The 23,354-nt window shown below is 60.8% G+C and carries 23 protein-coding genes; 13 read left to right on the forward strand and 10 right to left on the reverse strand.

Annotated features, from left to right (window positions below):
- Window positions 1-7 precede the first annotated feature (7 nt).
- From ASG35_RS07185 to ASG35_RS07190, 3 genes are all read left to right on the forward strand, one after another.
- The gene (locus ASG35_RS07185) at window positions 8-1,279 is read left to right on the forward strand and encodes a ribonucleotide-diphosphate reductase subunit beta (protein ID WP_056354802.1); all 1,272 of its coding nucleotides are present in this window, start codon (window positions 8-10) and stop codon (window positions 1,277-1,279) included.
- A 178-nt stretch (window positions 1,280-1,457) separates the two neighbouring features.
- Window positions 1,458-1,772 carry a hypothetical protein gene (locus ASG35_RS32070; protein ID WP_082508269.1) on the forward strand — a complete coding sequence of 105 codons (315 nt, stop codon included), beginning with the start codon at window positions 1,458-1,460 and terminating at the stop codon, window positions 1,770-1,772.
- Window positions 1,773-1,802: 30 nt separating this feature from the next.
- Window positions 1,803-2,531, forward strand: coding sequence for a histone H1-like repetitive region-containing protein (locus ASG35_RS07190; protein WP_056355309.1), 729 nt, complete (start codon window positions 1,803-1,805; stop codon window positions 2,529-2,531).
- 198 nt (window positions 2,532-2,729) lie between these two features.
- Here ASG35_RS07190 and ASG35_RS07195 read toward each other — a convergent pair whose 3' ends face one another.
- The 10 genes from ASG35_RS07195 to ASG35_RS07240 all read right to left on the reverse strand — a co-directional run bounded on the left by ASG35_RS07195 (window position 2,730) and on the right by ASG35_RS07240 (window position 11,439).
- Entirely contained in the window at window positions 2,730-3,206 is a 477-nt protein-coding gene (locus ASG35_RS07195; protein WP_056354805.1) for a glycine zipper 2TM domain-containing protein, read from the reverse strand.
- Window positions 3,207-3,334: 128 nt separating this feature from the next.
- Entirely contained in the window at window positions 3,335-4,270 is a 936-nt protein-coding gene (locus ASG35_RS07200; protein WP_056354808.1) for a carbohydrate kinase family protein, read from the reverse strand.
- Between the two features lie 191 nt (window positions 4,271-4,461).
- Window positions 4,462-4,962: a thiol peroxidase gene (tpx, locus tag ASG35_RS07205; protein WP_056354811.1), complete on the reverse strand. Its 501-nt coding sequence runs from the start codon at window positions 4,960-4,962 to the stop codon at window positions 4,462-4,464.
- Between the two features lie 116 nt (window positions 4,963-5,078).
- Window positions 5,079-6,431, reverse strand: coding sequence for a zinc-ribbon and DUF3426 domain-containing protein (locus tag ASG35_RS07210; RefSeq protein WP_056354814.1), 1,353 nt, complete (start codon window positions 6,429-6,431; stop codon window positions 5,079-5,081).
- A 45-nt stretch (window positions 6,432-6,476) separates the two neighbouring features.
- Window positions 6,477-7,379, reverse strand: coding sequence for a 50S ribosomal protein L11 methyltransferase (gene prmA / locus ASG35_RS07215; protein ID WP_056354816.1), 903 nt, complete (start codon window positions 7,377-7,379; stop codon window positions 6,477-6,479).
- A gap of 15 nt (window positions 7,380-7,394) precedes the next feature.
- Window positions 7,395-8,777, reverse strand: coding sequence for an acetyl-CoA carboxylase biotin carboxylase subunit (accC, locus tag ASG35_RS07220; RefSeq protein ID WP_056354819.1), 1,383 nt, complete (start codon window positions 8,775-8,777; stop codon window positions 7,395-7,397).
- A gap of 171 nt (window positions 8,778-8,948) precedes the next feature.
- Complete coding sequence (accB, locus tag ASG35_RS07225) at window positions 8,949-9,437, reverse strand: acetyl-CoA carboxylase biotin carboxyl carrier protein (protein WP_056354823.1); 489 nt, start codon at window positions 9,435-9,437, stop codon at window positions 8,949-8,951.
- Window positions 9,438-9,592: 155 nt separating this feature from the next.
- On the reverse strand, window positions 9,593-10,045 hold the full coding sequence (aroQ, locus tag ASG35_RS07230; protein ID WP_056354826.1) for a type II 3-dehydroquinate dehydratase: 453 nt from the start codon (window positions 10,043-10,045) through the stop codon (window positions 9,593-9,595).
- 201 nt (window positions 10,046-10,246) lie between these two features.
- Window positions 10,247-10,795, reverse strand: a complete 549-nt coding sequence (locus ASG35_RS07235; protein ID WP_056354829.1) for a TlpA family protein disulfide reductase — start codon at window positions 10,793-10,795, stop codon at window positions 10,247-10,249.
- The gene (locus tag ASG35_RS07240) at window positions 10,792-11,439 is read right to left on the reverse strand and encodes a hypothetical protein (RefSeq protein WP_056354833.1); all 648 of its coding nucleotides are present in this window, start codon (window positions 11,437-11,439) and stop codon (window positions 10,792-10,794) included. Before ASG35_RS07240 ends, ASG35_RS07235 begins: the two co-directional genes overlap by 4 nt.
- Window positions 11,440-12,715: 1,276 nt before the next feature.
- Between ASG35_RS07240 and mpl the strand changes: the two genes are divergently transcribed.
- The 10 genes from mpl (at window position 12,716) to ASG35_RS07295 (ending at window position 23,307) form a co-directional block, all read left to right on the forward strand.
- Window positions 12,716-14,116, forward strand: coding sequence for a UDP-N-acetylmuramate:L-alanyl-gamma-D-glutamyl-meso-diaminopimelate ligase (gene mpl / locus ASG35_RS07250; RefSeq protein ID WP_056354839.1), 1,401 nt, complete (start codon window positions 12,716-12,718; stop codon window positions 14,114-14,116).
- Entirely contained in the window at window positions 14,113-14,697 is a 585-nt protein-coding gene (locus ASG35_RS07255; protein WP_056354842.1) for a YqiA/YcfP family alpha/beta fold hydrolase, read from the forward strand. Before mpl ends, ASG35_RS07255 begins: the two co-directional genes overlap by 4 nt.
- Window positions 14,698-14,798: 101 nt before the next feature.
- Window positions 14,799-16,886: a ribonuclease catalytic domain-containing protein gene (locus tag ASG35_RS07260; protein ID WP_056354845.1), complete on the forward strand. Its 2,088-nt coding sequence runs from the start codon at window positions 14,799-14,801 to the stop codon at window positions 16,884-16,886.
- Window positions 16,883-17,743 (forward strand): shikimate dehydrogenase, encoded by an 861-nt coding sequence (aroE, locus tag ASG35_RS07265; protein ID WP_056354849.1) that lies wholly within the window; start codon window positions 16,883-16,885, stop codon window positions 17,741-17,743. The genes ASG35_RS07260 and aroE overlap by 4 nt, the downstream gene beginning before the upstream one ends.
- A gap of 37 nt (window positions 17,744-17,780) precedes the next feature.
- A complete protein-coding gene (gene mtgA / locus ASG35_RS07270) occupies window positions 17,781-18,503 on the forward strand; it encodes a monofunctional biosynthetic peptidoglycan transglycosylase (RefSeq protein ID WP_056354852.1) in 723 nt (240 codons plus the stop codon).
- Window positions 18,504-18,846: 343 nt separating this feature from the next.
- On the forward strand, window positions 18,847-19,722 hold the full coding sequence (locus tag ASG35_RS07275; protein WP_235527487.1) for an IclR family transcriptional regulator: 876 nt from the start codon (window positions 18,847-18,849) through the stop codon (window positions 19,720-19,722).
- A complete protein-coding gene (locus ASG35_RS07280) occupies window positions 19,719-20,702 on the forward strand; it encodes a 2-dehydro-3-deoxygalactonokinase (RefSeq protein WP_056354855.1) in 984 nt (327 codons plus the stop codon). Before ASG35_RS07275 ends, ASG35_RS07280 begins: the two co-directional genes overlap by 4 nt.
- A gap of 13 nt (window positions 20,703-20,715) precedes the next feature.
- Window positions 20,716-21,396: a 2-dehydro-3-deoxy-6-phosphogalactonate aldolase gene (locus tag ASG35_RS07285; protein WP_056354860.1), complete on the forward strand. Its 681-nt coding sequence runs from the start codon at window positions 20,716-20,718 to the stop codon at window positions 21,394-21,396.
- Window positions 21,393-22,175 (forward strand): SDR family oxidoreductase, encoded by a 783-nt coding sequence (locus tag ASG35_RS07290; protein ID WP_056354863.1) that lies wholly within the window; start codon window positions 21,393-21,395, stop codon window positions 22,173-22,175. Before ASG35_RS07285 ends, ASG35_RS07290 begins: the two co-directional genes overlap by 4 nt.
- Before the next feature lie 121 nt (window positions 22,176-22,296).
- Window positions 22,297-23,307: an arabinose ABC transporter substrate-binding protein gene (locus tag ASG35_RS07295; protein WP_056354866.1), complete on the forward strand. Its 1,011-nt coding sequence runs from the start codon at window positions 22,297-22,299 to the stop codon at window positions 23,305-23,307.
- Window positions 23,308-23,354 lie beyond the last annotated feature (47 nt).

Below are 23,354 nucleotides of genomic sequence, written 5' to 3' on the forward strand. Positions count from 1 at the left end.
AGAATTTATGCTCAACTGGGATGACGAGACCACTGCCGTAACTCCCTCGAACGGTTCGCAACACAACACGTTGCGTAACCCGGCAGGTCAGGTTGCCGGCGTCAGTCAGGCATCACGCGCAGCTGCTCCGGGCGCTGCGCATGCTGCGGGTCATGGCGTTCTTCAAGCTGCCCATCAAACGCCAGCAGGCGCGAACATTTTTGCGAGCGACTTCGTGGCTCCCGCTGCACCAAGCGCCAGCGACATCGAGGCTGCAAGTGCAAAGCGGGTGAATGTAGCGGACAAGCGCATCATCAACGGCAAGACCGACGTGAACCAGTTGGTGCCGTTCAAGTACAAGTGGGCGTGGGAAAAGTATCTGGCGGGTTGTGCGAACCACTGGATGCCGCAGGAAGTGAACATGTCGCGCGACATCGCGTTGTGGAAAGATCCGAACGGTCTGTCCGACGACGAGCGCCGCATCGTAAAGCGCAACCTCGGTTTCTTCGTGACGGCGGATTCGCTGGCGGCGAACAACATCGTGCTCGGCACGTATCGCCACATCACCGCGCCGGAGTGCCGCCAGTTCTTGCTGCGCCAGGCGTTCGAGGAAGCAATCCATACGCACGCGTATCAGTACATCGTCGAGTCGCTGGGTCTGGACGAGAGCGAAATCTTCAACGCGTATCACGAGGTCGACTCGATTCGCGCGAAGGACGAGTTCCTGATTCCGTTCATCAACACGCTGACTGATCCGGCCTTCACCACGGGCACGCTCGAAGCGGACCAGAAATTGCTGAAGTCGTTGATCGTGTTTGCTTGCGTGATGGAAGGCTTGTTCTTCTACGTCGGCTTTACGCAGATTCTGGCGCTGGGTCGTCAGAACAAGATGACGGGCGCGGCGGAGCAGTATCAATACATCCTGCGCGACGAGTCGATGCACTGCAATTTCGGTATCGACCTGATCAACCAGATCAAGCTCGAAGAACCGCAATTGTGGACACCGGAATTCCGCGCGGAGATCCGCGAGATTTTCCAGCAGGCTGTTGAACTCGAGTACCGGTATGCAGAAGACACGATGCCGCGCGGCGTGCTCGGTCTGAATGCATCCATGTTCAAGAGCTATTTGCGCTTCATCTGTAATCGTCGATGCCAGCAGATCGGCCTCGACACGCTGTTCCCGAACGAGGAAAATCCGTTCCCGTGGATGAGCGAGATGATCGACTTGAAGAAGGAGCGCAACTTCTTTGAGACGCGAGTAATCGAGTATCAAACTGGCGGCGCGCTGACCTGGGAATAAACGGGAAAGCGAATCAGCGTCAGCCGCGGCAATGGACGCATTGCCGCTACGAATGAGATGCAGACCGGGCGCCTCTTCAGGGCGCCGAGTAAGACGGGTGATTAGCAAACCGGCGCTTGTGCGTGCAATCGAGATTGTTCGCGCGCCGGTCCAACAGGTTTAGGAGAACGGTCGCCTGATGCAAAGTGCGCCTTGTGGCTTGACAGCCCATATAGATGACAGGCGTTTTGCGGACCCTTCAGTGGGACGGGCAAACTTCCCCCCGAAATATGCCGTCGGCAGTGCCGATGGTCCGATCAAGCGATTGCCGGCACCTTCTTCTGGTGCTGACTTAATTTGGCGCGCGGTGCCTTGTGGCATCGCGCGCCTTGCCGTATTCATTAGCGTAAGCAAGCTCCATCAGCGTACGCCGATGAATAATCCGCTTCGCAGCGTGCGTCGTGAGAAGCCCACGCGGGAAGCGGGTTTTGACGAAGGGTGTTGTTTGAACTGACTCTCATCTTGAAACCTGAAGGAGAAAATGATGGCATTAGCCAAGAAATCCGTCGCAAAGAAGGCTGCAGCAAAACCGGCCGTGAAGAAGACGGCTGCCAAGAAGGCAACGGCAGCGAAGAAGGCTCCGGCAGCTAAGAAAGTAGCCGCCAAGAAAGTCGCGACCAAGAAAGTCGCAGTGAAGAAGGTCGCGGCGAAGAAGGTTGCAGCGAAGAAAGTTGCCGCCAAGAAGGCGCCGGCCAAGAAAGTTGCAGCCAAGAAAGTTGCAGTGAAGAAGGTCGCAGCGAAGAAGGCTCCGGCGAAGAAGGCTCCGGCGAAGAAAGCTGCTGCCAAGAAGGCGCCGGCGAAGAAGGCTGCTGCTAAAAAGGCGCCTGCCAAGAAGGCTCCTGCGAAGAAAGCCGCTGCCAAGAAGGCGCCTGCTAAAAAGGCTGCTGCCAAAAAGGCGCCTGCTAAGAAGGCACCTGCCAAAAAGGCGGCCGCCAAAAAGGCTGCGCCCGCCAAGAAGGCTGCCCCTGCTGCGAAGAAGGCTGCGCCCGCGAAGAAAGCTGCAACGCCTGCTCCTGCCGCAGCTCCCGCTGCAGCACCGGCGCCGGTTGCCAAAAAGGCTCCGGCCAAGAAGGCTGCCGCTGCGAAGAAGACGACTGCTGTAGCACCGGCAACGACCGCAACGACTCCCGCAGCGCCGGCTCCGGCTGCAACGGTCAAGACGGCGTTGAACCCGGCAGCTGCATGGCCGTTCCCGACGGGCAGCCGTCCGTAAGCGCAGGATGTACTGCAGTAAATCGACACACCTTGTGTGTCTCGCGGCCGCGTAGTGCTACGCGGTCCAAACCCGCTGTCCGGTTTATATCGGCGGCGGGTTTTTTCATGAGCGAAAAAAACGCATGTGCCCGTTAAGGCACATGCGTTTTTCTTTAGCCCGGCGCGACTGATGAATCGCACCGGCGCATCAAAGCAGTCAGTGCGTCACACGCGTCACGCCGCCGCTCGACAATAAGCGAACACGTTCGCCCGCCTGGAACACTTCGCCGGTCGCGGTTTGGGTGATGGCGCGCATGTCGCCGTTATCCAGCCGCACCGTGATCTCCAATCCGTTCTGCGTGGCGACGCCGTTCTCAACCGCGTTACCCGCCACCGCACCCGCGATACCGCCAACGATACCCGTCAGGATCGAGCCGCGTCCGCCGCCCAGTGCACTGCCTGCCACTGCGCCCAACGCGCCGCCGCCGATAGCACCAAGGCCGCTCGGCTGGCCGTTGTTCGAGCTGATCTTCACGCCGCGCACGCTGTCGACAGTACCCATGCGGACCGTTTCTTCGCGTTGTGCCTGCGACGCCGTGTAGACGTCCGGCGAGCTGCTGTTATACGCGCATCCCGTCACAAAGACGGTGCTTATCAGCGCTGCTGCCAGCGCTATTCGACTTGTCATGTTCATTCTCTACTCCCACTGAATTACAGCCGTCCGTGGCACTTCTCGCCAACAGCCGGCTGCACCTGTCATTGCTGAAGCAGCACTTGGTCTGCTTCATTACTTTTGCTGCTTTACTGCTCCAAGCCAAGTTCTCAAAGCGCCATGCCGAATGCCGACTCAAAACGGGCGTTGATTTCGGCGCGGGTGGGCGCGTAAGTTTGCGGTCCCTGATGCTCGATCTTGAGCGATCCCATCAGGCTTGCAAGACGACCGGTCTTCGCCCAGCCGAGCTTGTTTTCGATGCCGTAAAGCAGACCACCGCGGAATGCGTCGCCACAACCGGTTGGGTCGATGATCTTCTCCGCCTTCACAACCGGAATCTCCTCGATACCGTCAGCGTGCAAGATCTGAGCGCCATGTTCGCCACGCGTGATGATCAACGCGTCGACGCGGCTCAGAATTTCATCGATAGACCAGCCGGTCTTGTTGCTCAACAATTTCGCCTCGTAATCGTTGACCGCCACGTATGTGGCAAGTTCAATCATGCGACAAAGCTCTACACCTTCAAGAATCGGCAAGCCCTGGCCCGGATCGAAAACGAACGGAATGCCCGCGGCCGCGAGTTCCTCGACGTGCTGGCGCATGCCGTCGGCGCCGTCCGGAGCGACGATTCCAAGCGTGATGCCCGTGGTTTCTCCCGCGTGATTCAGGTGCGAATCCATCATTGCGCCGGGGTGGAATGCGGTGATCTGGTTATTCGCCAGGTCGGTCGTGATGAAGCATTGCGCCGAGTGCTGGTCGGGCAGGACACGCACGTATTCACGCGACAAACCCAGCGCATCGAAACGATCGAGGTAAAGCTGGGCATCGGCTTCACCGAGCGTTGCCATGATCTTCGCGTCGCCGCCGAGCAGTTGCAGCGCGTAGGCAATGTTGCCCGCGCAGCCGCCAAAGTTGCGGCGCATCGTGGGGACAAGGAAGCTGATGTTCAGCTGATGTACCTGGTCCGGCAGGATGTGGTCGCCGAAGCGGCCCTGGAACGTCATGATGTTGTCGTAGGCAAGCGAGCCGCAGATGAGCGTAGACACTAGCGAAATCCCTGAAAATGATGGGTAAAAGTGCGCGCAGGTGGATGTTCCTGAGCACCGTGCATGCCCGGTTGATGGCGCTGCGCATTCGTCACATCGCGCATTGTTCGACGTCACGAATGCACATGGCTGCGTTTTGCATTGCCGGCGAGCGATTCTTCCGTCTCGCCGGCGTCCCGCAATTCTTCTGCTTACTTCAACGCGGCCAATGCTGCGTCGTAGTTCGGCTCGTTCTTGATTTCCGGCACGAGTTCGGAATACAGAACCTTGTCGTTTTCATCGATAACCACAACCGCGCGCGCCGTCAGCCCCGTGAGCGGACCGCTCGTGACATCGACGCCATACGCCTTGGCGAATTCATGACCGCGGAACGTCGATGCCGTTACCACGTTCGCGATGCCTTCCGTCGTGCAAAAACGCGTCGCGGCAAACGGCAGGTCGCCCGAGACAACGACCACAACCGTGTTGTCGAGGCCAGCCGCAGCTTCGTTGAACTTGCGTGTGGACGTGGCGCATGTTGGCGTGTCCAGGCTCGGGACAATGTTCAGGACCTTGCGCTTGCCGCCGAAGCTCGCGAGCGTCAGGTTGCCCAGGTCCTTGCCGACCAGCGTGAAATCGGCTGCTTGTGCGCCGGCGGCGGGAAACGTGCCGGCAACTTCGATCGGGTTGCCGCCGAGGGTAACTTGGCTCATGTCTACTCCAGAATGGGTCTGATGTTCAGGGATTGAGCGCGCCAACCGGCCGGAACGGACGGGCGGCGCGCACGGAGACAACGACTAACTAAGAGTGAAGCTAAGACTGATGCGCGTCAGGGATAGAAAATCTGCACGCGATAATTCGCCGCGACGGCGTCGCCGGTATCGAGCCGGACGATAACCGGCTGCGTACTGCGCGCAGCGAGCCCCGTGCCAATCTGCGTTCCCGGCCGCGCGTAATCCTGCGGCCAGAGCACGCGGCGAATCGCGACGTTGTTTTTGTCGTCGAGGAGCGTGAGTTCCAGCGCCGGATACGCAATGGCCAGGTCGAAGCGATTGCGCAGCGACAGTTTCAGTTCGAGCTTATGCGATCCATCCACCTGGCGCAGGCCGGAATTTTCGATCTGCAATCCGTCGATATCGCGCGGCGGCGCAACTGCGCAGCCAACTTGCTCACACGCCTGCGCGATCAGCGGTTGCGATGCCGGCCAGTAGACCATGACGGTTTCCCGTTGCCACCACGCGGCTTGCGCGGCGAGCCCGACCAGCAGCACGAGCGCGATCAATGAGCCGATGACCTTCCACGCCGTGCCCGAACGTGCAGCCGGACGGGTTTCGCGGATGACAGGGAAAGGCTCGGAAGGCGGAGGAACGGCCGAAGCCGGACGGCCAAAACGCGGCTCGGCATCGGCGTGATGGGCGTGATCGGCGTGATCGTCTTCCTCGTCGGGATCTTCGCCCCACGCAGCGGACGGAGGCGCTTCGGCGCGTCTTGGCGGAGGCGCTTCCGGTACGGCGCGTGGTTCAGGACGTGGCGCCGTGCGCGGTTCGGTGCGTCCAACGAACGGCTCCGTACGGCCAATAAACGGATCGACGCGCCTCGCCGGTTCCGGCTCCGGTTCAGTCCGGCCAATAAACGGATCGTTGCGAGTCTGCGTGTTTGCCTCGGCCCGCGCTTCCGGACGATTGATCTCGTGCCACGGAGATTCGGCACGACCGTCGCCGGGGAAATCGCTTGCATCGCGGGTACGTGAGTTCGCCTGGGCTTGCGCCGCCGCCAATCCGGCGAAGGGCTCTTCCACCGGCTCGACATGCCTGGGATGCGCCGGCGTGCCCGGAATCTCATTCTCTGTTTGAGGTCCAAGCGCGGTATCGGGGATGAACGGGTGCAGCGGAATGCCCAGCGCATCGTTCTTGCCGCCGGCAACTTCCGCGCTCGACTTTTCTGCCCACGGACTCGCCGGGTCAGCGCCGTAGTTCGGAGCGGACGCGGGCGCGGGCGCGTGCACCGGCGTGGCCGCGGCGCGCGCGGTTACCGCGATGGCATCGCGATCGAACTGATAATGAGCGGCATCGAAAATTTCCTGGCAATGACCGCAACGCACGCGGCCGTCGTGCGGCGCGAGCAGATGCGGGTCAAGGCGGAAAACCGTATCGCAGTGGGGACAGCGGGTAGCCAGCGCCATAGTTAGCCGAAGGCCAGAGGCCAGTAGATGGACGATGGCGCTATTCTAAAGGCTTTCGCGGCGGGTACCGGCAAGACATACCCATCCTTCGTGCTCGCGCCACACGCTGATATCGATCCAGCGCGCGTACACGGCCGCAACTTCGTCGGCCTGACGCGCGAGAATGCCCGACAGCGCAATGCGTCCGCCCGGTTTCACGCGGGCAGAAAGCATCGACGCCATCAGTTTCAGCGGATTCGACAAGATGTTGGCGACCACGATATCGAACTGTCCTTCGGGCAGATCGCCGGGCAAACCGTAGGTGACTTCCGCGTGATTGCGCTCGCTGTTCTGGCGCGCGGACTCGACGGCTTGCGGATCGATATCGATACCAATCACCGGATTGGCACCACATTTTTTCGCAAGGATCGCGAGGATGCCGGAACCGCAACCGTAGTCGAGCACGGACTGATTCTGGAAAACCGATTGCTCGATCCACTCCATGCACAGCCGCGTGGTCGGATGGCTTCCGGTGCCGAACGCAAGACCTGGATCGAGTTCGAGCACGAGTGCGTCGGGCTCGGGCGCGTCGTGCCATGACGGCACAACCCAGATCCGCTTGCCGATGGGAATGGGGTCGAACTGCGATTGCGTGAGACGCACCCAGTCCTGGTCTTCTACATCGCGCAACGTGAACGAAGGCGTGTCCTTCAAGCCGATTTCATTGGCTGCGGCGGCGAGCAGAACGGCGGGATCGGCGTCATTGGAAAGCAGCGCGACCACGCGCGAGCGATTCCACGCTTTCTGGTCCGGCGTGAGGCCGGGCTCGCCGAACAGGGGCTGCTCGTCGGGGGTATCGGCGTCTGCGTCTTCCACCGATACCGACAGCGCGCCCAATTCCAGCAGCGCGTCCGACAACGCTTCCGCGTGTTCCCGGTCCAGCTCGGCGATCAATTCCCGGTAACTCATCTTGTGCTGCCTTACTTATAGTGCTGCGTCTTCCGCGGCGACGGCGGCGGCCGCCTTGCGCGCGGCGAGCTTGTTTTCGAGGTAGTGAATGCTCGTGCCGCCTTCGACGAACTTGGCGTCGATCATCATCTCGCGATGCAGCGGGATGTTGGTCGAAATGCCTTCCACGACCATCTCCGACAACGCAATGCGCATGCGGTTGATCGCCTGCTCACGAGTCGCGCCGTAAGAGATCAGCTTGCCGATCATGGAATCGTAATTCGGCGGCACGAAATAACCGTTGTACACGTGCGAGTCGACGCGAATCCCCGGACCACCCGGCGCATGCCACGACGTCAAACGTCCCGGCGACGGCGTGAACTTGAACGGATCTTCCGCGTTGATCCGGCATTCGATCGCGTGGCCGCGGAACTGGATATCTTTCTGGCGGAACGCGAGCTTTTCGCCGGCCGCAATCCGAATCTGTTCCTGCACGATATCCACGCCCGTGATCAGCTCCGTCACCGGATGCTCGACCTGAACGCGCGTATTCATTTCGATGAAATAAAACTCGTTGTTTTCGTACAGGAATTCGAACGTGCCCGCGCCGAGATAACCCATCTTCTTGCAGGCATCGGCGCAACGATCGCCAATCCGGTCGATCAGGCGGCGCGGAATGCCCGGCGCCGGCGCTTCTTCGATCACCTTCTGGTGACGTCGCTGCATGGAGCAATCGCGCTCGCCGAGCCAGATTGCGTTGCGGAACGAATCCGCAAGGATCTGGATTTCGATGTGCCGCGGATTCTCCAGAAATTTTTCCATGTAGACCTGCGGATTGCCGAACGCGCGGCCAGCTTCTTCGCGGGTCATGTTCACCGCATTCACGAGCGCCGCTTCCGTGTGCACCACGCGCATGCCGCGGCCGCCACCGCCGCCTGCCGCCTTGATGATCACGGGATAGCCGATCGAGCGCGCAATCTTCACGATCTCCTTGGGATCGTCGGGCAACGCGCCTTCCGAGCCCGGCACGCACGGCACGCCGGTCTTGATCATCGTCTGCTTGGCGGACACTTTGTCGCCCATCATGCGAATCGTTTCCGGGCGCGGGCCAATGAACGTGAAGCCGGATTGCTCGACACGTTCGGCGAAATCCGCGTTCTCGGACAGGAAACCGTAGCCGGGATGGATTGCTTCGGCGTCGGTGACTTCGGCCGCGCTGATCAGCGCCGGCATGTTCAGATAACTGAGGTTCGACGGAGCTGGTCCGATACACACGGCTTCGTCGGCCAACTTCACGTACTTCGCTTCTTTATCGGCTTCCGAATAGACGATAACCGTCTTGACGCCGAGTTCGCGGCAGGCGCGCTGGATTCGCAGCGCGATTTCACCACGGTTCGCAATGAGGATTTTTTCAAACATAGCAAGGTTTCGACTCATCGATGGAGCGCCGGGACAAAGGTCCGAAGCGTTCCTGGGAGATCGGCGGCGCTTCTCGCCCGTCGTCTATCTGACAGATGCGGCGAGTGCCCGAGTGCTGCGTTTCACCGGGCGCGCGTGCTGCGTGCGACGCCCCGGTTGAAGCGCGGGAAATCAATCGCCGATCACGAAGAGCGGCTGACCGTACTCGACGGCCTGGCCGTTTTCGACCAGGATTTCCTTCACGACGCCAGACTTGTCCGACTCGATTTCATTGAGCAGCTTCATTGCTTCAATAATGCAAAGCGTCTGCCCTTCCTTGACCGTATCGCCCACTTGGACGAACGCGTCGGCGCCCGGCGACGGCGCGCGGTAGAACGAACCGACCATCGGCGAAGTCACCACGTGGCCTTGCTGCACAACGGCAGCCGGCGCGGCCGGCGCGCCAGCACCAGCAGCGCCGCCATTGCCTGCTTCGCCAGGCTGGCTGTATTGCGGCGCCTGGCCCATCTGGCCTTGCGGCATGTACTGCGGAGCCTGCATGTAGACCGGCGCGGCATTCTTGACGATGCGAACCTTGCCTTCGCCCTCGGTCACTTCGAGTTCCGAGATGCCGGATTCCGAGACGAGGTCGATCAGCGTTTTGAGTTTACGAAGGTCCATCGAAAATTCCCCTTTCAATGCTTGGTGACCGGAAGCGTTTTCCGGTGCTTGACTTGGTTTTTGGGTGCCGCTGACGGGTGTATCGTCCGGCGCTGCAGACGCTGACTCCGCGTCACGGTGTGCGGGCAATTTAGACTTTGCGTGCAGGTCGCGATTCAAGCGCGCGTCTTCAGTGCAACGCGTTCGAGTGCAAAGTCGAGCGCATACAGATAGCCTTTCCAGCCGAGGCCGCAAATCACGGCTTCGGCGAGATCCGAGAAATACGAGTGATGCCGGAAAGCTTCCCGTTTGTGGACGTTCGACAGATGAATCTCGACGAACGGCAGCGCGACGCCCGCGAGTGCATCGCGGATCGCGACGCTCGTGTGCGTGTATGCAGCCGGATTGATCAGCACGAAGTCCACTTGCTCAGTCCGCGCCTGCTGAATGCGGTCGACGATCGCGCCTTCGTGATTGCTCTGAAATGACGACAATTCCGCGCCTGCGGCCTTCGCCTTCTCTGCCAGCGCCTGATCGATCTGAGCGAGCGTGACCCGGCCGTAGACGTCCGGCTCGCGGGTGCCGAGCAGATTGAGATTAGGGCCGTGAAGCACCAGCAGTCGTGACATAGGGCTTTGGTTTGTGCGGAGTTGGGCGCACTTTAGCGCCCTTTAGAGAATTTTGTCTAGTTTTACGAAGCCGCACAGACTCCCGGTATGGAAGCGTTACGTGTGTACACGCGCATTTTGCACGTATTTTCGGGCAAAGTTCGCCGAATTGCTGTTAACTTTACGTGAATCGTTTCGATTTGACCGCTATCAACGAGCGTCTTAAAGTGCGTCCAAGGTCTCTTTTAGCTCTTTAGGATCGACTTCGCCGAGCTTGGTCGACCGAATGTTTCCCTTTGCGTCGATGACAACCGTGAACGGGAGCGCGCCAGCGTTATTGCCAAAACTGCGGGCCAGGTCCGCGCCGCCGAATCCCGCAATATAGATAGGGTAATCGACGGGCACTTTCTGCAGGAACGCGTTCACGTTCTTCTCGGAATCCACGCCCAGGCCAATGAACGTGATGCCTTTCTTCTCGTATTCCTTATGCAACGCGGCGAGCGTCGGCATTTCCTTGACGCACGGGCCGCACCACGACGCCCAGAAATTCACCACGACCGGTTTGCCTTTAAACGATGCCAGGTTTTGCTGCGTGCCGGCGGCCATTTGCAATTGCTGTTTCCAGAGGTCATCGACGGCATTGCCTTTCGCCGATGTCGTCATGGCCGCTTCGCTCGGGGTGCCGCCCATGAACAGATGGCTTGCATAAAAGCCGCCGCCGGTTGCCGCGATGGCGACGATCAGAGCGGCAACGATGCGCATGGGTTTCATAGTGATGTAGCCGATGTTGGGGGTGGTTCGTCGAGCAGCGCCTGGACGGCGGCGGCGTTCGCGCGGGCAAGTTTGCCGCGGCCGTCTGCGCGTACGGCGCCCCGGAGGTCGTTGGTATCGTAGAGCGCGATGTGCAAGCCCATGGGTTCTTCGTCGCGCGAGGGGCGCGTGAGGAAGCTCAGGGTTTCCACATAACCGCGTCCGGCGAAGTGGCGCGTCTCGGAGACATCGTATTGGATGTTCGCGTTCAGCAGATAGATGGCGACTTCCTTAGGGTTATCGCAGAAACATTGCAGATGGATATCGGAATGTTCGCCGGCGGTTCCGTTCAGCACCGCGCCCGTGACGTATGGGTTGAAGGGTTTGAGGCGTTGCATCCATTCGAGGGCGACTTCGCGCATTCGGCGCAGTACTGCGGGTTGGCTTTCGCTTTGAAAGATTGCCTGATACTCGCGGATTTCGTCTTCGATTTGCGTGTTATCGGGGAGCCATTCGCCGGCGACGCGGGTTTCGCCGATGACCTGGCGAGCGGCCTTGCGCTTGGCGGTGGAGTAGTCGAGGCCGTCTTCGGCAATCATTCGCGCCGCCGCGATGGCGATTTCCTCGCGGACGCGCTGGGGATCGAAATGGGATTTGCGAATCATGATGAGGATGATACCGGAAGGGGAAGGGGGGGGCGCTGGCGCTTGGGTGGTTGGGAGTGGTGTTGGGGCTTGGTTGTTGCTGCTTAGGTCTTCGCGGGTTCGTTGTTGGCTGCTCTCTTTATCACTGTTAGCCACTGTCCGTGGCGGGACTTCATTTCTTTGTCCAAACGGCGACAAAGAAACGAAGCAAAGAAAACGCCTCTCCACAATCAGCTCATAAGTGTCCACAGCGTGCGGCCAGAACTGTGTGGCACGCAAGAAGCACCCTCAGCGCATAACCACGTCCCGCTGAAACCCTTCCCCTCCGGCAACAGATACCCACACGCTTCGCCACCAGTGTCGGAATCCATCAATACGGGAACCCGTCTAACGCATAACGAAGGGTTGAGCCATAACAGGCCAAGCATCTTGAACCGCAGACTTCGCCGCCAGTACCGCGGCTTTCCATTTGGGCGCCAGCGCGCGCAGCGGGGAGGCCTGGTTAGTGGATTCCCACACTGGTGGCGAAGCGTGTGGGTATCCGCGAACGGAGGGGGAGGGTTTCAAGTGTTCGCGGTTATGCGCTGAGGGTGCTTCTTGCGTGCCATACAGTTTTCACTGCACGCTGTGGACACTTAAGAATTAGCGGTGGAGAGGCGTTTTCTTTGCTTCGTTTCTTTTTCGCCGTTGGAAAAAGAAATGAAGTCCCGCTGCACGCTGTGGACACTTAAGAATTAGCGGTGGAGAGGCGTTTTCTTTGCTTCGTTTCTTTTTCGCCGTTGGAAAAAGAAATGAAGTCCCGCCACGGACAGTGGCTAAAAGTGATAAAGAGATCAGCCAGAACGTAACCCGCGAAGATCTGAAAAGCAGCAACCCAGCCCAAACCCCAACCACTACAAGCAACCGCCCAAGCGTCAGCGTCAAACCCGGTGAAATGAAGTCCCGCCACGCACAGTGGCTAACAGTGCTAAAGAGGTCAGCTAGAACCAAACCCGCGAAGGCCCAAGCAGCAGCAACCCGGCACCAACCCCGACCACTACAAACAACCGCCCGAGCGCCAGCGTCAAACCTTGTGAAATGAAGTCCCGCCACGGGCAGTGGCTAATAGTGCTGAAGAGATCAGCAAGACAGAACCCGCGAAGGCCTAACAGCAACAACCCAGCCCCATCCCCGACCACCGCGCCAACCCTCCACACCACCGTTCAGCCCCTCAAAACCGTCAGTTACAATATCCCCCTTCCGGGCGCAGGAATATTCCCAAATTCCCCCCGTGCTAACGGACATCAAACCCAGCTCTATGCACATCCACATCCTCGGCATCTGCGGCACATTCATGGGCGGTCTCGCGGTCCTCGCGCGCGAAGCCGGGCATCGCGTCACCGGTTGCGACGCCGGCGTCTACCCTCCCATGAGCACGCAGCTCGAAGCACAAGGCATCGAGTTGATCGAAGGGTATGGCGTCGAACAGATATCACTCGAACCCGATCTCTACGTAATCGGCAACGTCGTCACGCGCGGCAATCCGCTGATGGAAGCCATCCTCGATCGCGGCCTGCCCTATACATCCGGCCCGCAATGGCTCGGCGAGCACGTGCTAAACGGCAAATGGGTGCTCGCGGTCGCCGGCACGCACGGCAAAACCACCACGAGTTCCATGCTCGCGTGGCTGCTGGAAGATGCAGGCCTCAATCCGGGATTCCTTATCGGCGGGGTGCCGCTGAATTTCGGCATCTCGGCACGTCTCACAGATTCGAGTTTCTTCGTGATCGAGGCCGATGAATACGACACCGCGTTCTTCGATAAACGCTCCAAGTTCGTCCACTACCGCCCGCGCACGGCGCTCCTCAACAATCTCGAATTCGATCACGCCGATATCTTTCCGGATCTTGGCGCCATCGAAACCCAATTTCATCATCTTGTGCGCACCGTGCCGGGCGTCGGCCGTATTGTGACGAACGGGCGCGAGGCCGCGCTCGAACGCGTGCTGACGCGCGGCTGCTGGTCCGGCGTCGAGCGTTTCGGCGTGCAAGGCGGCTGGGAAGCGCAGCCCGCAACCGAAGGCGTTCCCGCCGACGAACAATTCGCCGTCTACTGGGAAGGCGAGCGCATGGGCGTGGTCGACTGGCAAGTGCAGGGCGAACACAATCGCCTGAACGCGCTCGCGGCAATCGCGGCGGCACGCTCGGTCGGCGTTCCGCCCGCGCAGGCGACGCAATCGCTTTCCACGTTTCGCAACGTGAAGCGGCGCATGGAAGTGAAGGGTAGCGTCGACGGCGTGACCGTGTACGATGACTTTGCGCACCATCCGACTGCCATCGAAACGACGGTGGCGGGATTGCGAACTCGTATCGGCGAGAAGAACCGGATTCTGGCCGTGCTGGAACCGCGTTCGAACACCATGAAACTCGGCACAATGAAAGCGCAGTTACCCGCCAGTCTCGCGGGCGCGGACCTGATTTTCGGCTACGGCGCGCACGAAGGCCGTGACAAACTCGGCTGGGATCTGCAAGCGGCGTTGAGCCCGCTCGGCGATAAAGCCCGCGCGTTCGATGACCTCGCGCTCCTGGTGAAGTCGGTCGTCGCGGCGGCAAAACCGGGCGATCATGTGCTTGTCATGAGCAACGGCGGGTTTGGCGGCGTGCACCAGAAATTGCTGGATGCATTGTCGGCGCGTCCTGCCACGAAGGAGCGTGTGTGATTCTCTATCTGCATGGCTTCCGGTCTTCGCCGCAATCGTTCAAGGCTCGATTGATGCGCGCGCGGCTGGAGGAGCTCGGACTCAGCCACGAATGGTGCTGTCCCGTGCTGCCGGTTTCGCCGCGCGATGCAATTGCGCTGGCCGAATCGCTCGCCGCAGAAGCAACTGAAGAAATCACGCTGGTGGGAAGTTCGCTTGGCGGTTTCTACGCAACGTGGCTCGCCGAGCAACACGGCTGGCGCGCGGTGCTGCTGAATCCGGCAGTCGTGCCGCAAGAAGATCTGAGTGCATATATAGGCGAGCAGCCGTTGTGGCATGGCGGCGGAAGTATCGTGGTGGAGCCGCGTCATATCGACGAATTGCGTGCGCTTTCCGTACCGTCGATCACCCACCCGGAGCGCTACTATCTGATAGCGGCCACGGGCGACGAAGTGCTCGATTACCGCACCATGCTCGAGCATTATCCCGGCGTGCGAACCACGCTGATCCAGGGCAGCAATCACGCCATCAGCGACTTTTCCAGTTACATGGACGACGTACTGGCGTTTTGCGCAGCCCGGCCGCCGCTGGCCGCGGCCTGAAACTTTCAAGCGCATCCATTTTTCGTTGGCCTGGCGCTTGGCAACCGGGGAACACGCCCGCCTGCACGCCGTGCCGACCAACTGTCTTTCGAGAGTACTGAGTGAACGTTTTTTTCGAGGAATCGGGTAGTTTCAAGGCCGGCGCTGTTTTGTCGAAGGCAAACGATGCTTTCCAGGTCGAGTTGCCGGGCGGACGGCGCGCGAAGGTGCGCGCAAAAGACGTGCTGATCGAGTTCGAGAAACCGAACGCCGCGGATCTGATGCAAGAGGCCGACGCCATTGCAAAGGACATCGATCTGGATTTCCTGTGGGAATGCGCGCCGGAAGAAGAATTCCCGTTCGCGGAACTCGGCGCGGATTATTTCGGCGATAAATTCGGCGCAACTGAACGCGCCGCGCTCGTTTTGCGCATGCATGGATCACCGGTGTATTTCCGCCGGAAAGGCCGCGGGCAATATCAGCGCGCGCCGCAAGAACAGTTGCAGATGGCGCTCGCCGGCCTGGAGAAAAAACGTCAACTCGCGCTCGTGCAGGCGGGTTACGAAGAAGAGCTGGTTGCGGGTAAATTGCCCGAAGCGCTCGTTGGCAAGGCAATTGGCTTGCTGACGAAGCCGGACAAAAACTCCATCGAATATAAGGCGCTCGAGGGCGCTGCTGCCACGCGCGGTATTTCGCAAGCGCGGTTGATGCTGGAAGTCGGCGGCATTCCGTCGGCGCGCGCGTTGCACGAAGCGCGCTTTCTCTCCGAGTTTTTCCCGCATGGAACAGGCTTCGCGCCGGTCACGGTGCCGCCGTTGCCCGACGATCTGCCGGAAGCGAATGTGCAGGCGTTTTCCATCGATGACGTCACGACAACTGAAATTGATGACGCGTTTTCCGTCGAACATCTCGCCGATGGCCGGGTTCGCATCGGCGTGCATATTGCGGCGCCGGCGCTCGGAATCACGCGCGGCGACCTGATCGACGCCATCGCGCGCACGCGTCTTTCAACGGTCTACATGCCCGGCGACAAGATCACGATGCTGCCGGACAGCGTCGTGGAAGCGTTCACGCTCGCCGAAGGCGGGCTGCGGCCGGCGTTGTCGCTTTACATCATCGTGAATCGGGAAACGCAGGAAATCGTTGCCAGCGAAACGCGCGCCGAACGCGTGTTCGTGAAAAGCAATCTGCGCCACAACTATCTCGATGAACACGTCACCGAGGAATCGCTTGCAGCGGGAACGGGCGAATATCCGCACAAGGATGACATCGCGGTGCTGTGGCCGCTCGCGCAGGCGTTGTTCGAAAAGCGTCAGGAAGCGCGCGCGGGTTACGGTTTGCGTCGCGAAGTTCAGCGTAATAACGACTTCAATTTTTACGTGGAAGGCGAGCATGTCGAGATCCTGCCGCGTCGGCGCGGATCGCCGCTCGACCTGATCGTCGCCGAACTGGCGATTCTCGCGAATTCATCGTGGGGCGCGTTTCTCAACGACCACAGCGTTCCCGGGATTTATCGATCGCAGCGCGGTTTTGGCGCGCCGGGTCCAAAGCGCACGCGCATGCAGACCACGCCCGCGCCGCACGAAGGGCTCGGCGTTGCGCAATATGCGTGGAGCACGTCGCCGTTGCGTCGTTACGTCGATCTGGTCAATCAATGGCAATTGCTTGCGTGCGTGCGCCATGGCGTGACGGCTGCGCTGGTCGCGCCGTTCAAGCCGAAAGATGCCGATCTGTTTGCCGTCGTTCAGGGTTTCGATGACCAGTATTCCGCGTACGCCGATCATCAACGGCGCATGGAATTCTTCTGGTGTCTGCGCTGGCTGAAGCAGGAGAACAAGAAGCAGGTCGTGGCGGCGGTGGTGAAGGACGATCTCGTGCGGCTCGATGAAATCCCGCTAATGCTCCACGTTCCCGGCCTCGGCGTGCACGCGCGCGGGACGAAGGTGATGCTGGAAGTGATGAATCTCGATGAACTCACGGTCGAGGCATCGTGCCGCTTGCTGCACGTGATCGATGCACCTTCGAGCGCCGCACCGCAGCCGGAAGAGACGGAAGAGGCCGAAGAAGAGCTGGTCGAAGCCGAAGATCTCAGCGCCGAGAGCGAAGCCGAGGCGCAGGCGGAAGCGACGTCCGAAGCGACGTCCGAAGCCGCGCCGACCGGCGAACCCGCCGGCGAGAGCACGCCCGACGCAACGGAGCCTACGCAATGATATCGGGCGTTCAGCGTGATGGCATCGGTCGATATGCGGTGATCGGCAACCCGGTCGCGCATAGCAAATCCCCGTGGATTCACGCGCGCTTCGCCGAGCAAACCGGCGAGGCGGTCGAATATGGTCGCGTGCTGGGAACCATCGGTGCATTCGCCGGCGACGTCCGCGCGTTCATCGAATCCGGCGGTCGCGGCATGAACGTGACGGTGCCGTTCAAGCTCGATGCACACGCCTTCGCCAACACGCTCACGCCGCGTGCAGCGGCAGCCGGCGCGGTGAACACGCTGGCGTTCAGCGCCGCTGGCGTCCTTGGCGACAACACCGACGGCGTTGGCCTCGTGCGTGACATTGAAGGGAATCTCGGCGTTGGATTGAAGGGCGCGCGCGTGTTGTTGCTCGGCGCGGGCGGCGCGGCGCGCGGCGTGGTGTTGCCCATGCTCGATTGCGGCGCGGCGGCGTTGACGATCGTGAACCGGACGGCATCGAAGGCGCAAATTCTCGTCGATCATTTCTCCGATGCCGCCCGCGCCGCGAACGTGCGTTTCTCGGGCGGCGGCGCGGATAGCGCGGAAGCGGGTCCGTACGATGTGATCGTCAACGCGACGGCCGGAAGTCTGGACGACGCGCTTCCCACTTTCGACGACACCTCGATTGGCCCCGGCACGCTTGCCTACGACATGATGTACAGCGCGGAGCCGACCGTCTTCATGCGCCACGCCGACACGCTGGGCGCGCGGTCATCGGACGGACTGGGGATGCTCGTGGAACAGGCGGCGGAATCGTTTCTTCTGTGGCGCGGCGTGCGTCCGGACAGCGGCGCGGTGTTGCGGGCGTTGCGGCTGGAGTTATCGAAGTAAATCTAAAGCGGCTGGCATTTCCAACAGAACAAGCACGATGACAAGAACAAAATCGCCCGTGCGTCTCGGGCCGGCTCGGTGGATCGTCTACGGCATTTCGGTCATGGCCATTGCCGCCATTGCCACGCAGGTCTACTTCTTCGCGATGGTCGGGATTTATACGGTGGTGAATCCGTCATCGACGGCGTTCATGCGCTCCGACGCCTGGCGGCTCGCGCAGGATCGTCCGGATCTTTCGATTCAACACACGTGGGTTCCGTACGACCAGATCTCGCGCAATTTGAAGCGGGCGATCATTGCGTCCGAAGACGCGAACTTCGTCAACAACAATGGCTACGAAACCGATGCCATCCTGCAAGCCTGGGAGAAGAACAAGGCGCGCGGGAAGATCGTGGCGGGCGGTTCGACCATCTCGCAACAACTGGCGCGCAACCTGTTTTTATCGCGGGAAAAAAGTTACGTGAGGAAGGCGCAGGAACTCGTGATTACGTCGATGCTCGAGCTCTGGATGGACAAAGAGCGCATTTTCGAGATCTACCTGAACTCGGTGGAATGGGGCAACGGCGTGTATGGCGCCGAAGCGGCGGCGCATTATTACTACAAGACGTCGGCGTCGAAGCTGACCGCGTGGCAATCGGCGCGGCTGGCGGTAATGCTGCCAAGACCGAAATATTTCGATGAACATCGCGGCTCCGCGTATTTATCGCAGCGGGCGGGGGTTATCGCGAGACGGATGGGCGCGGCGGAATTGCCGCAGTGAGTGGTTTGGCGCAAAGACTTGCAGCACTGAAAAACCCCGCTTCGCCGGGGTTTTTGTTTATCAATCTCAACCACCCAAATCTCCCAATATGTGAACACATCAATCACATATTGAATAATTGAGACGCACGGCTCTAAAATCCGATCACAGCCAAACGGCAGTTACATGAGCGTCCGGGTAATCCCGAAGGCCCATGCAACAACAAAAGCAATCGGAGACGAGTCATGAAATCGCCAGCGCAATCGCATCTGCCAAAGCATCCGCGCGTCCAGCACTCCGCGTCAGTGCGTTGATGAACGCCATGACCAAAACCCTGAACTCCGCCATCGATGCCGAATTGTCGATGGATCGAGTGATCGCCGAGCAGGATGCCAACGTCGCAAACGACGCCCAGGCTTCCGCCGCCGCGCTGCTCGATCTCACGCCGCAGCAAGCAGGCACGCAAACGCTGCTGCGCGGCCTCGCGATCCTCGAAGCCGCCGCGACCGGCGCGCGCGATCTGCGCAGCATCGGCGCGGCGCTCGGCACCACGCGCAGCACGACGCATCGGCTGGTCAGCTCGCTCGTCCAAGCGCGCTACTTGCGCCAGGTTGGCGGCGGTTATCTGCTGGGCCCGAAGCTGATCGAACTCGGCACCATCGCGCTCGAACAAATGCCGCTGACCGCCGTCGCGCGGCCGCATCTGCAAGTGCTCGCCGACTACACGCACGACACCATTCACCTCGGCGTGCGCGATGGCGACGACGTGCTCTACATCGACAAAATCCCCGGCACGCGCGGCCTTGAAATGCGCTCGCGCGTGGGTCATCGGATGCCGATGGCGTCCACCGGAATCGGCAAGGCGATGATGCTCGACCTGCCGTCCGAAAAGTGGTCCACGCTCCTTGAAGCGTCGCATCGCGTGCTCGCCAAGGTGAGTTTCAAGCCCGATCATCAGCCTGATTTCGATACCTTCGTGCAGCGCATGACGCGTTACGCGCAAGGCGGTTTCACCTTCGATCTGGAAGAAAACGAAGCGTCCATCCGATGCGTCGCCGCGCCCGTGCGCGATGCATCGGGCGCGATCGTCGCGGCGCTTTCGGTGGCGAGCACGATCCCCTACATGCCGCTCGAGCGCATGGAAGAACTGATTCCCGTCGTGCAGCTCGAAGCGCGCGCGATTTCGCAAGAACTCGGCTGGCGCGTGCCGCAGCCCGCAACACGCAGGATCAAACGATGAGCGTCGCCCACGACCAATCCACGGCGGCACTGATTGCCCTCGACTGGGGCACCACGGCGCTGCGCGCCTATCTGCTCGATGCACACGGCGCGGTGCTGGACACGCGCGCGTCATCGGCGGGAATCATGAATTTGCCGCGGCCCGCAGCGGAAGGCGGATTCGATATCGTCTTCGACGAAACCTGTGGCGCGTGGCTCGCCGCCAATGCGCAACTTCCTGTGATTGCCGCCGGCATGGTCGGCAGCGCGCAAGGCTGGGTGGAAGCGCCCTACGTGACAACGCCCGCGGATTCCGCGGCGCTGGTTACGGGTATCGTGCGCGTGACGACGAACAAGGGCGTCACGGTTCATATCGTGCCGGGCGTGCTGGAAAACGGCGCGTTGCCGAACGTGATGCGCGGCGAGGAAACGCAGATCTTCGGCGCGCTTTCCGGCGACGCCACGCACAGCGAGCTGATCGGCTTGCCGGGAACGCACGCGAAATGGGCGTTTGTATCGGCGGGAAAAATCGAGCGGTTCTATACGTTCATGACCGGCGAGACCTTCGGCGCGCTGCGCGATCACACTATCCTCGGCCGCACCATGCGCGCGGCCGATCAGCACGACATGCCGGCGTTCATTCGCGGCGTCGATACCGCCAAGGACGCCGGCCACGCCGGTTTGCTCGCAACGATTTTCAGCACGCGCACGCTGGGTCTCACCGGACAACTGAAGCCCGAACAACAAGCCGATTACCTTTCGGGCTTGCTGATCGGCCACGAATTGCGCGGCCTGAATGAAGTGCTCGCGCGCGAACACGCGAGCCTTTCAGGCAAGACGCTCAGGTTGATTGGCAACGACGCGCTGTGCGAGCGGTATCGGCATGCCTTGGCGCGTTTTGGGTGCCACGATGCCAAAACCGTCGCGCACGCCACCGAACGCGGCTTGCACGAAATCGCGCTGCAAGCCGGGCTGATCCGCTCGACGGCCGGCGCGAACTAATCAGGAGCAGAACATGAGCGATATCGATATCAATCTTCCCGGCCCGTACACGCCGCACGCCGGACTTGCCGCTGCGTTCAGCGCGTGTCCGTTGATCGCGATCCTGCGCGGCGTGACGCCGGCCGACGCCGCCGAACATGGCCGCGCGCTGTACGAAGCGGGCTTTCGGATCGTGGAAGTGCCGCTAAATTCGCCGCAACCGTTCGCGAGCATCGCGGCGATCCGTCAGGCGCTTCCCGCCGATGCCATCGTTGGCGCGGGAACGGTCTTGCATCCGCATTACGTCGATGAAGTCAAAAAAGCCGGCGGCGAGCTGATCGTGATGCCGCACAGCGACGGTGACGTGGTGCGTGCCGCAAAGGCTCAAGGTCTGGCCTGCGCGCCCGGCGTTGCGACGCCGAATGAAGCGTTTCTCGCGCTGAAGAATGGCGCCGACGTCTTGAAGATGTTCCCCGCCGAGCAACTCGGCGCGCATGTGGTGAAGGCGTGGCGCGCGGTGATTTCGGCGAAGGTCCCGCTCGTGCCGGTTGGCGGCATTGCGCCCGACAACATGGGGCCGTTCTTGACGGCGGGCGCAAATGGTTTCGGTCTCGGTTCGGCGCTGTACAAGCCGGGTCAGAGCGCGGCGACGACGTTGGCGCATGCGAAGGCGTACATCAATGGATTGGCGGTTGCGCGAGGCCAGAAGAAATGAACCGGCTTGCGGGTAAGGTCGCGATGATCACCGGCGCCGGGCGTGGCATTGGCGCAGCGATTGCCGCCGCGTTCGTGCGCGAAGGCGCGGCTGTGGTGTTGGCTGAACTGGATTTGGCGCTGGCGCAAGAAACCGCGCAACGGATCGGCTCGGCGGAAAACGCAGCCGCGAACGTGCTCGCCGTGCAGACGGACGTGACGCAAAGCGCATCGGTGCAAAACGCGGTCACGGAAGCAGAAGCGAAGTTCGGCCCCGTCGATGTCCTCGTGAACAACGCCGGCATCAACGTGTTCTGCGATCCGCTGACCATGACCGACGACGACTGGCGCCGTTGTTTTGCAGTCGATCTCGACGGCGTCTGGAATGGTTGCCGCGCGGTGTTGCCGGGCATGGTGGAACGCGGGCGCGGCAGCATCGTGAATATTGCGTCCACGCACTCGTTCAAGATCATCCCGGGCTGCTTTCCGTATCCGGTCGCCAAGCACGGCGTGATTGGTTTGACGCGGGCGTTGGGTATTGAATACGCGGGGCGGCAGGTTCGGGTGAACGCGATTGCGCCGGGTTACATCGAAACGCAATTGACGCTCGACTGGTGGAACGAGCAAGCCGATCCGGCGAAAGCGAAACAGGCGACGCTCGATCTCCAGCCGATGAAACGCATCGGCCGCCCGGAAGAAGTGGCAATGACGGCGGTGTTTCTGGCATCCGATGAAGCGCCGTTCATCAATGCAAGTTGCATCACGGTCGATGGCGGGCGTTCGGCGCTGTATCACGATTGAGACAGAGAAATAAGCGAATTCAGCAGTATCGGATGACGCACTGGCCGTGGTGCGACGTCATGACAACAAGACGCGGCCAACACCTTTGTTCCAACTAGACATTCAAGTCAGGAGACAGACCATGAAACGCAGAATGTTCATCACGCTGGTTGCCACGGCTACGGCTGCAAGCGCCACCATGTTCGCAGCGCCGATCGCGCAGGCGGCAGACCCCGTCAAGATTGGCTTCCTGGTTAAGCAGCCGGAAGAACCGTGGTTCCAGGACGAGTGGAAATTCGCCGAGATGGCAGCCAAGGAAAAGGGCTTCACGCTGGTGAAGATCGGCGCGCCGTCGGGTGAAAAGGTCATGAGCGCAATCGACAACCTCGCCGCGCAAAAAGCCCAGGGTTTCGTGATCTGCACGCCTGACGTCAAGCTCGGACCGGGCATTGTTGCCAAAGCGAAAGCTGCGGGGCTCAAGATGATGACGGTCGATGACCGCCTGGTCGACGGCTCGGGCAAGCCGATCGAATCCGTGCCCTACATGGGCATTTCGGCGTTCAACATCGGCAAGCAGGTAGGCGACGGCATTGCTGCGGAAATCAAGAAACGCGGCTGGAACATGGCGGACGTCGGTGCTATCGACGTGACGTATGAACAACTGCCGACGGCGCATGACCGCACGGGCGGCGCAGTGGAAGCGCTGGTTGCCGCGGGCTTTCCGAAGGCGAACATCGTGATGGCGCCGCAAGCCAAGACCGACACGGAAAACGCGTTCAATGCAGCGAACATTGCGTTGACGAAGAACACAAAGTTCAAGCATTGGGTTGCATTCGGTCTTAACGACGAAGCCGTCCTCGGCGCCGTGCGTGCTGCGGAAGGCCGTGGTTTCAAGGCCGACAACATGATTGGCGTGGGCATTGGCGGATCGGATTCGGCTTTGAACGAATTCAAGAAACCGACGCCGACCGGCTTCTTCGGCACGGTGATCATCAGCCCGAAGCGCCATGGCGAGGAAACGTCGGAACTGGTCTACACGTGGATCAAGGACGGCAAGGAACCGCCGCTCGTGACGCTCACGACCGGCATGCTGGCAACGCGTGACAACGTGGCCGACGTGCGCGAGAAGATGGGTCTGGCATCGGCTAAATAAGCGGCTAAGTAAGTTTTCTGTATCACGGACCGCACGGTCGATAAGCC

It is taken from the genome of Burkholderia sp. Leaf177 (assembly GCF_001424345.1).
Lineage (GTDB): Bacteria > Pseudomonadota > Gammaproteobacteria > Burkholderiales > Burkholderiaceae > Caballeronia.

Excerpts from the sequence above, each read along its gene's own strand:
- ASG35_RS07295 (WP_056354866.1), top strand. The coding sequence starts at position 22,297 with ATGAAACGCAGAATGTTCATCACGCTGGTTGCCACGGCTACGGCTGCA.
- ASG35_RS07290 (WP_056354863.1), top strand. The coding sequence starts at position 21,393 with ATGAACCGGCTTGCGGGTAAGGTCGCGATGATCACCGGCGCCGGGCGT.
- ASG35_RS07195 (WP_056354805.1), bottom strand. The coding sequence starts at position 3,206 with ATGAACATGACAAGTCGAATAGCGCTGGCAGCAGCGCTGATAAGCACC.
- accB (WP_056354823.1), bottom strand. The coding sequence starts at position 9,437 with ATGGACCTTCGTAAACTCAAAACGCTGATCGACCTCGTCTCGGAATCC.
- tpx (WP_056354811.1), bottom strand. The coding sequence starts at position 4,962 with ATGAGCCAAGTTACCCTCGGCGGCAACCCGATCGAAGTTGCCGGCACG.
- aroQ (WP_056354826.1), bottom strand. The coding sequence starts at position 10,045 with ATGTCACGACTGCTGGTGCTTCACGGCCCTAATCTCAATCTGCTCGGC.
- ASG35_RS07275 (WP_235527487.1), top strand. The coding sequence starts at position 18,847 with ATGGATCGAGTGATCGCCGAGCAGGATGCCAACGTCGCAAACGACGCC.
- ASG35_RS07185 (WP_056354802.1), top strand. The coding sequence starts at position 8 with ATGCTCAACTGGGATGACGAGACCACTGCCGTAACTCCCTCGAACGGT.
- ASG35_RS07190 (WP_056355309.1), top strand. The coding sequence starts at position 1,803 with ATGGCATTAGCCAAGAAATCCGTCGCAAAGAAGGCTGCAGCAAAACCG.
- ASG35_RS07285 (WP_056354860.1), top strand. The coding sequence starts at position 20,716 with ATGAGCGATATCGATATCAATCTTCCCGGCCCGTACACGCCGCACGCC.
- ASG35_RS07235 (WP_056354829.1), bottom strand. The coding sequence starts at position 10,795 with ATGAAACCCATGCGCATCGTTGCCGCTCTGATCGTCGCCATCGCGGCA.
- aroE (WP_056354849.1), top strand. The coding sequence starts at position 16,883 with ATGATATCGGGCGTTCAGCGTGATGGCATCGGTCGATATGCGGTGATC.
- ASG35_RS07280 (WP_056354855.1), top strand. The coding sequence starts at position 19,719 with ATGAGCGTCGCCCACGACCAATCCACGGCGGCACTGATTGCCCTCGAC.
- mpl (WP_056354839.1), top strand. The coding sequence starts at position 12,716 with ATGCACATCCACATCCTCGGCATCTGCGGCACATTCATGGGCGGTCTC.
- ASG35_RS07240 (WP_056354833.1), bottom strand. The coding sequence starts at position 11,439 with ATGATTCGCAAATCCCATTTCGATCCCCAGCGCGTCCGCGAGGAAATC.
- accC (WP_056354819.1), bottom strand. The coding sequence starts at position 8,777 with ATGTTTGAAAAAATCCTCATTGCGAACCGTGGTGAAATCGCGCTGCGA.
- ASG35_RS07210 (WP_056354814.1), bottom strand. The coding sequence starts at position 6,431 with ATGGCGCTGGCTACCCGCTGTCCCCACTGCGATACGGTTTTCCGCCTT.
- prmA (WP_056354816.1), bottom strand. The coding sequence starts at position 7,379 with ATGAGTTACCGGGAATTGATCGCCGAGCTGGACCGGGAACACGCGGAA.
- mtgA (WP_056354852.1), top strand. The coding sequence starts at position 17,781 with ATGACAAGAACAAAATCGCCCGTGCGTCTCGGGCCGGCTCGGTGGATC.
- ASG35_RS32070 (WP_082508269.1), top strand. The coding sequence starts at position 1,458 with ATGCAAAGTGCGCCTTGTGGCTTGACAGCCCATATAGATGACAGGCGT.